Raw genomic sequence first — 7308 nt, 5'->3', positions numbered from 1 at the left:
CTATTAGCAGATTAGTCTTGGTCACCAAGCAGCACAGAGTCGAGTGCGATAACCATCATGTCGTTGAAAGTCGTTTGACGTTCATCTGATGTGGTTTGCTCACCAGTTTTGATGTGATCAGAAACAGTACAAATAGTCAGAGCTTTTGCACCGTATTCAGCACATACACCATAGATACCCGCCGCTTCCATCTCTACGCCGACAATGCCGTACTTGTCCATGACTTCGAACATTTCAGGATCTGGCGTGTAGAACAACTCAGCCGAGAATAGGTTGCCAACCTTTACGTCTACACCACGCGCTTTGGCTGCATCTTCTGCCGCACGCACCATTTTGTAATCCGCAATAGCCGCAAAGTCATGACCTTTAAAGCGAATACGATTCACTTTTGAGTCGGTACACGCACCCATGCCGATAACCACATCGCGTACTTTGATATCTTCGCTCACTGCACCACAACTGCCGACACGAATGATCTTTTTCACACCAAAGTCTTTGATCAGCTCAGTCGCGTAAATAGAACAAGATGGAATGCCCATACCATGCCCCATTACCGAAACCTTACGGCCTTTGTAAGTACCCGTGTAACCAAACATGTTACGAACATCGCACACTTGAACCACTTCTTCTAGGAAGGTTTCAGCGATGTATTTTGCACGTAGCGGATCGCCGGGCATTAGAACTACGTCAGCGAAATCACCCATTTCAGCATTAATATGTGGAGTAGCCATTGAAAATATCCTTAATCTCAAAACAAAAAAAAGAGAGAGGTTTCCCTCTCCCTTCGTTAACTATTATAGAAAGCTTGTACCGTGTCCCATTGGCGATGTGCCAAAGTAAGACGCTAAGCTTTGACCGATATCAGCGAAGGTATCGCGACGGCCAAGAGAGCCAGCAGGAACCTTGTTTCCGTAAACAATCACAGGGATATGTTCACGAGTATGGTCAGTACCTGGCCATGTCGGATCACAACCGTGGTCAGCAGTTAAGATAAGTACATCATCTTCTTTCATCATATCGATGATTTCATTGATACGGCCATCGAAGTACTCAAGTGCCGCTGCGTAACCTGCAACATCACGGCGGTGACCGTAAGCTGAGTCGAAATCAACGAAGTTAGTGAACACGATAGTGTTGTCACCCGCTTCATTGATCGCTTCTTTAGTCGCTTCAAATAACGCAGGGATACCTGTTGCTTTGGTTTTCTGAGTAATACCACAACCCGCGTAGATATCAGAGATCTTACCGATTGAGTGAACATTACCGCCCTTCTCATCAACCAACTTCTGAAGAACTGTTGCCGCTGGCGGCTCAACAGAAAGGTCACGACGGTTACCAGTACGTTCGAACTGACCTTTACCTGGGCCAATGAACGGGCGCGCAATAACACGGCCGATGTTGTAGTCTTCTAGCTCTTCACGAGCAATCTGACAAAGGTCTAATAAGTTCTGTAGACCGAATGTCTCTTCATGACATGCGATTTGGAAAACAGAGTCTGCTGAAGTATAGAAGATTGGCAAGCCACTCTTCATGTGTTCTTCACCTAGGTTATCTAGGATTTCTGTACCCGATGAGTGACAGTTACCTAAGAAGCCAGATAGACCTGCACGCTCAAGGATGCGATCAGTCAGTTCTTTTGGAAAGCTGTTTTCTTTGTCGGTGAAGTAGCCCCAGTCAAACAATACCGGTACACCTGCGATTTCCCAGTGACCTGATGGCGTGTCTTTACCAGAAGACAGCTCAGCAGCGTGACCGTACGCGCCAATGATTTCAGCATCTGCATCCATACCAGGAGCAAAGCGACCTGTAGACTCTTTGTGAGCCATAGCTAAACCTAGCTTAGACAGGTTTGGCAGCGTTAGTGGACCTTTACGATCCGCATTGTCTGCAAGACCTTGATCACAATGGTCAGCAATGTGACCCATAGTGTCTGAACCTACATCACCGAATGTGTCCGCATCTGCTGTTTCGCCGATACCGAATGAATCTAAAACTAAAATAAATGCTCTTTTCATTTTCTTCACCAACTTATTGCTCTTTGCACCAGAACTCTGTTTATCGGCATACACAAGGTATGCCGATACCTGTTATTTACACGTCTTCAGAACGAATCTGACGGTAAACGTCTGGCGTTGCTGTATATTCTCCACCCACAGTGATTGCATTTTGTAATGCTTTTGCAGCTTCTTGCCACTGTTGTTCATTGCGAGCATGAATCATTGCTAATGGTTTATCGTCGCTTGCTACTTCACCAAGGCGAATGAAGCTATCAAAACCGACTGCGTAATCAATGCTGTCTGTTGCTACGCGGCGACCACCGCCCATACCAACGACAGCCATACCAATTGCACGCGTATCCATCGCCGATACTACACCGCTTTCTAGCGCATACACTGGTTTAACAATTTCTGCTTTTTCTAGGTAGTTATCGTAGTTCGTTACGAAATCAGTTGGACCACCAAGGCCCGCTACCATTTTACCGAAGCACTCTGCTGCTTTACCGTTATCCAGTACTGCCATCAGCTTTTCACGCGCTTCGTCTGAATCTTTTGCAAGGTTACTCAGAACCAGCATTTCAGCACACGATGCCATCGTAATTTCTAGCAAACGAGGGTTACGATATTCGCCGGTTAGAAATTGAACCGCTTCACGTACTTCTACTGCGTTACCCGCTGAAGAAGCCAGAACTTGGTTCATGTCCGTTAGGATTGCCGTTGTTTTAGTACCCGCGCCGTTTGCTACTGCAACGATAGATTTTGCTAACTCTTCAGACGCTTCGTAAGTCGGCATGAATGCGCCTGAACCTACTTTTACGTCCATCACTAGAGAATCAAGACCAGCAGCCAATTTCTTAGACAGAATTGAAGCTGTGATCAACGATATGTTGTCGACTGTTGCCGTGATATCTCGAGTCGCGTAAACGCGCTTATCAGCTGGCGCTAAATCGCCAGTTTGGCCGATGATCGCTACGCCAGCTTCTTTGGTTACAGCACCAAACACATCGTTGGTTGGTGTAATATTGTAACCAGGGATAGATTCAAGTTTGTCTAGCGTACCGCCAGTGTGACCTAAACCACGACCAGAGATCATTGGAACGAAACCACCACATGCTGCCACCATAGGGCCAAGCATCAGAGAAGTTACGTCACCAACACCACCAGTAGAGTGCTTATCAACGATTGGGCCATCAAAGTTCATGTGGCTCCAGTCAATCACCATGCCCGAATCACGCATTGCACACGTCAGTGCGATACGTTCTGGCATCGTCATTTCATTAAAAAAGATAGCCATTGCGAATGCTGCAATTTGGCCTTCAGAAACCGTGTTTTTAGCCACGCCTTGAATAAAGAAGTTAATTTCTTCAGTCGTTAGGACTTCACCATCACGTTTTCTGCGAATAATTTCTTGAGGTAGATACATTAGTGCCTCCCAAACTCTAGTGAGTATGGTTTGTAGGGAAAGAGGTAATATGGAGTGACTTAACACCACTCCATCAAACAGACTTTATTGTTATACCCGATAGGGAAATTAGTATGCTGCTGGATCAGCAGTTTGGTCTGTCACTTCTAATGTATTAAGAAGGTTAGTCAGTAGGCTTGAAGCGCCAAAACGGTAGTGCATGTTGTCTGCCCACTCAGCGCCTAGTAGCTCATCAGCCATTGCAAGGTAAGCTTGAGCATCTTCAGCTGTACGTACGCCACCAGCTGGTTTGAAACCAACTGTTTTAGCTACGCCCATGTCACGAATAACTTCAAGCATCATGCGTGCGTACTCAGGAGTCGCGTTTACTGGCACTTTACCTGTTGAAGTTTTGATGAAGTCTGCACCTGCTTCGATACAGATTTGAGAAGCTTTCTTGATCAGTGCTTCTTCTTTAAGTTCACCTGTTTCGATGATCACTTTAAGCGTGATGTCACCACAAGCGGCTTTACACTGTTTAACTAGCTCAAAACCCACTTCTTCGTTGCCAGCAATAAGAGCACGGTATGGGAATACTACGTCAACTTCGTCTGCGCCGTACGCTACCGCTGCTTTTGTTTCAGCAACAGCAATTTCGATGTCGTCATCACCATGAGGGAAGTTAGTTACAGTCGCGATGCGTACTTCTGGAGTACCTTGCTCACGCAACGCCTTTTTAGCTGCTGGGATGAAGCGAGGGTAAATACAGATTGCAGCGGTGTTGCCAACTGCAGTCTTCGCGTCATGACAAAGTGCCACTACTTTTTCAGTAGTATCGTCGTCATTTAGCGTAGTTAGGTCCATAAGTTTAAGTGCACGTAGAGCTGCTGCTTTTAAATCGCTCATTTCTATCTCCGATCAATATATTCAAATAGTTAACTACTTCACCATCCATCCAGTATAGATGGATATTTTAGTAATGCTCAGTAGTCACAAATGAACGGACTTGGTTCCCTGAAGACTTGATAACTTTCGCTACCAATTGCAATCCTTGTCACCGCACAGTACCAGTTTGGTCTATGGCACAACAAATCAGTCATGTTGTGTCTAACATCTATAGTGTATTGCTAATATAGCGTATTGCTAAGTTTGGCTTAATCCCAGAAGAATAACGTTCGAGCTAATCTCAATGTTACTTTCTTGCCAGCAGAGACATCCTATCCCTTTAGCTAATACATTATAGGTATCCATCAATAAATTGTAGTGCTCCTTAGAACGCAAACGGTTTGTATCTCAAAAAAACATTCTAGACCCATTTTCGACTCCAAGCATTCACTCATGCTAATGCTCAAAATCACTAGGCCCAAAAACAAAAAAGCCCCGCAGCAATTTCTTGCTACGGGGCGATATTATTATGGCGTCTATATATCGATTTCTAACTGATTAGAAAGACAGGAAGAAGCCAGCAATTGTTGCTGCCATCAGGTTAGATAGAGTACCAGCTACAACCGCTTTAACACCCATACGTGCGATGTCGTGACGACGGTTTGGAGCAATACCACCTAGACCACCTAGAAGAATCGCAATTGAAGAAAGGTTTGCGAAACCACATAGAGCGAACGAGATAATTGCTTGAGTCTTAACAGACATTACTTGACCAGTCGCTTCAACGATTTGAGCGTTTTCACCGATGTACGGTACGAAGTTTAGGTATGCAACGAATTCGTTAACAACTGTCTTCTGACCAATGAAAGAACCAGCAATAGTTGCTTCTTCCCATGGAACACCAATGATGAATGCTAACGGTGCGAAGATCCAACCTAGAAGAAGTTCTAGAGTTAGGTTTTCCATACCGAACCAACCACCGATGCCACCTAGGATACCGTTGATAAGAGCGATTAGACCGATGAATGCTAGTAGCATTGCACCAACGTTAAGTGCTAGTTGTAGACCAACTGACGCACCGCCAGCAGCTGCATCGATAACGTTAGCAGGCTTGTCGTCGCCACCGTCGATGTCTGAACCTAGGTTCTCGTCAACTTCATCAGTTTCAGGCTTGATGATTTTAGCGAATAGTAGACCACCAGGTGCTGCCATGAATGACGCTGCTACTAGGTACTCTAGAGGTACACCCATAGATGCGTAACCCGCTAGTACACCACCAGCAACAGACGCTAAACCACCACACATTACTGCGAATAGTTCAGAGTTAGTCATTTTAGGAACAAATGGACGAACAACTAGAGGCGCTTCCGTTTGACCAACGAAGATGTTTGCAGCTGCAGACATAGACTCGGCGCGAGAAGTACCTAGAGCTTTCTGAAGACCACCACCAAGAACCTTGATTACAACTTGCATCGCACCAATGTAGTAAAGTACAGAGATAAGAGCAGAGAAGAAGATTAGTGTTGGTAGAACTTGGAATGCAAAGATGAATCCGATACCGTCAACTGAGAAGTTAACAAGGCTACCAAATAGGAAGCCAGTACCATCTTTACCGTAGTCGATCACGTTTGCTACACCAGCAGAGAAACCTGCAAGTAGATCACGACCCCAAGGGATGTAAAGTACGAATGCACCAAGTGCGAATTGGATAGCGAAAGCGCCACCCACTGTTCTTAGATTAATTGCTTTGCGGTTGTCGGATAGTAGTACTGCGATTGCAATCAGTGCAACCATTCCGACGAGGCTCATAAACAGGCTCATAGTTTATGACTTCCTTATTAGTTATTTATTGGCGTGTTACAAAATGGGGCTATAAAGCGGAGGCAATTATACTCATGCGACCACTAATAAAGTAATGCCGTCCTCACACTTTCGTAGAAGATTCATGTACCATTCACACGTAAATGTGAGCCGAATCACAAGCCAAGTGCAATTTACGCAAACGATAAACAAAAACCTTCGATTTTATTCACATATACCGAATGCGCGATGGCTATTTTGCCAAATTTGCGCTGCAACCGATTGCTTCGGTTCTTTTCTAAGCAAAAACAGTTCATTTAAGATCGTAACTAAATACTTGGAATGATTAACATTTCCTTGTTTTCCATGCATGGGCATATCCGGGGCATCCGTTTCTAATACCAGGCACTCAAGAGGCAGTTTTGAGATAGTGGTGCGTGTTTTTTGTGCTCTTGGGTAAGTAATCGTTCCACCGACACCAATATAGAAACCAAGCTGAATCCACGCCAAAGCCTGCTGTTCGCTCCCTGAAAATCCATGAATCACGCCACCCAAAGTAAATTTATACTGCTTTATTAGCTCAATAAGTCGGTTAAAAGACTTCCTTTCATGGATGATTAAAGGCAGCTTAAACGCCTTAGCTAGCTCTATTTGTTGAATGAAAAAACGCTCTTGTTTCTCCCGTGCAACATCGACAAAAAAGTCGAGACCACACTCTCCTATCGCAACACATTGACTGGTTTTTGATGAGAGTAATTGGCGAAGTTCCGAAAATTGCTCGTCATTGGCTTGCTCTAAAAAGTAAGGATGAAAGCCTAATGCGTAATAAACATTAGGGTAAGATTGAGCGATTTCATCAAGCTTCCTCCAGTTACTTTGGCCAATAGAAGGGATGATTAACTTCTCGACTTGCGCCTGTTTCGCTTCTTTAACGTAACCTTCAATACCTTTATCAAGTGAAAAACCTTGCTCAAAAATGTCAAAGTCCGCATGGCAATGGGTGTCAAACAGCGGAAATTCACTTAATTCTGGTGTCATCTTCCCTACTCTCTGTTTGTTGTCCTTGAGGGTCACGGCGATAAGCCACGCAGCTGCGCTTATTTTCAGGCGTTAAGCCAAGCTCTTCGCACCACTTATCGTATTTCTTAATCCAAGCTTTTATCCAACTGAACATACTTACCTTAAGCCTCTAACCTCAAAAGACACGAATAAAAAAACGCCTAT

Annotated in this window: 7 protein-coding genes; all 7 read right to left on the bottom strand. The window is 44.7% G+C overall.

Annotated elements, in window-relative coordinates; genetic code table 11:
- Window positions 1-11: 11 nt before the first annotated feature.
- Window positions 12-731: a purine-nucleoside phosphorylase gene (gene deoD / locus AB4653_RS07155; RefSeq protein WP_009847519.1), complete on the bottom strand. Its 720-nt coding sequence runs from the start codon at window positions 729-731 to the stop codon at window positions 12-14.
- Between the two features lie 63 nt (window positions 732-794).
- Window positions 795-2015, bottom strand: a complete 1221-nt coding sequence (locus tag AB4653_RS07150; RefSeq protein WP_102257751.1) for a phosphopentomutase — start codon at window positions 2013-2015, stop codon at window positions 795-797.
- A 76-nt stretch (window positions 2016-2091) separates the two neighbouring features.
- Window positions 2092-3420 (bottom strand): thymidine phosphorylase, encoded by a 1329-nt coding sequence (gene deoA / locus AB4653_RS07145; protein WP_102257750.1) that lies wholly within the window; start codon window positions 3418-3420, stop codon window positions 2092-2094.
- A gap of 108 nt (window positions 3421-3528) precedes the next feature.
- Window positions 3529-4305, bottom strand: coding sequence for a deoxyribose-phosphate aldolase (gene deoC / locus AB4653_RS07140; RefSeq protein ID WP_102257749.1), 777 nt, complete (start codon window positions 4303-4305; stop codon window positions 3529-3531).
- A 537-nt stretch (window positions 4306-4842) separates the two neighbouring features.
- Window positions 4843-6105 carry a NupC/NupG family nucleoside CNT transporter gene (locus tag AB4653_RS07135; protein WP_009847523.1) on the bottom strand — a complete coding sequence of 421 codons (1263 nt, stop codon included), beginning with the start codon at window positions 6103-6105 and terminating at the stop codon, window positions 4843-4845.
- A gap of 204 nt (window positions 6106-6309) precedes the next feature.
- The gene (locus tag AB4653_RS07130) at window positions 6310-7122 is read right to left on the bottom strand and encodes a TatD family hydrolase (RefSeq protein WP_050546535.1); all 813 of its coding nucleotides are present in this window, start codon (window positions 7120-7122) and stop codon (window positions 6310-6312) included.
- Entirely contained in the window at window positions 7103-7258 is a 156-nt protein-coding gene (locus tag AB4653_RS07125) for a DUF5363 family protein (protein WP_009847525.1), read from the bottom strand. Before AB4653_RS07125 ends, AB4653_RS07130 begins: the two co-directional genes overlap by 20 nt.
- Window positions 7259-7308 lie beyond the last annotated feature (50 nt).

Source organism: Vibrio sp. 10N.222.48.A3, from assembly GCF_041475345.1.
GTDB lineage: Bacteria > Pseudomonadota > Gammaproteobacteria > Enterobacterales > Vibrionaceae > Vibrio > Vibrio tasmaniensis_A.
Note: the sequence above shows the minus strand (reverse complement) of the source record. Positions and strands in the feature narration are given on the sequence as shown.

Bases quoted from the DNA above. Each gene is read 5' to 3' on its own strand.
- deoD (WP_009847519.1), bottom strand. From the start codon at position 731: ATGGCTACTCCACATATTAATGCTGAAATGGGTGATTTCGCTGACGTA.
- AB4653_RS07150 (WP_102257751.1), bottom strand. From the start codon at position 2,015: ATGAAAAGAGCATTTATTTTAGTTTTAGATTCATTCGGTATCGGCGAA.
- deoA (WP_102257750.1), bottom strand. From the start codon at position 3,420: ATGTATCTACCTCAAGAAATTATTCGCAGAAAACGTGATGGTGAAGTC.
- deoC (WP_102257749.1), bottom strand. From the start codon at position 4,305: ATGAGCGATTTAAAAGCAGCAGCTCTACGTGCACTTAAACTTATGGAC.
- AB4653_RS07135 (WP_009847523.1), bottom strand. From the start codon at position 6,105: ATGAGCCTGTTTATGAGCCTCGTCGGAATGGTTGCACTGATTGCAATC.
- AB4653_RS07130 (WP_050546535.1), bottom strand. From the start codon at position 7,122: ATGACACCAGAATTAAGTGAATTTCCGCTGTTTGACACCCATTGCCAT.
- AB4653_RS07125 (WP_009847525.1), bottom strand. From the start codon at position 7,258: ATGTTCAGTTGGATAAAAGCTTGGATTAAGAAATACGATAAGTGGTGC.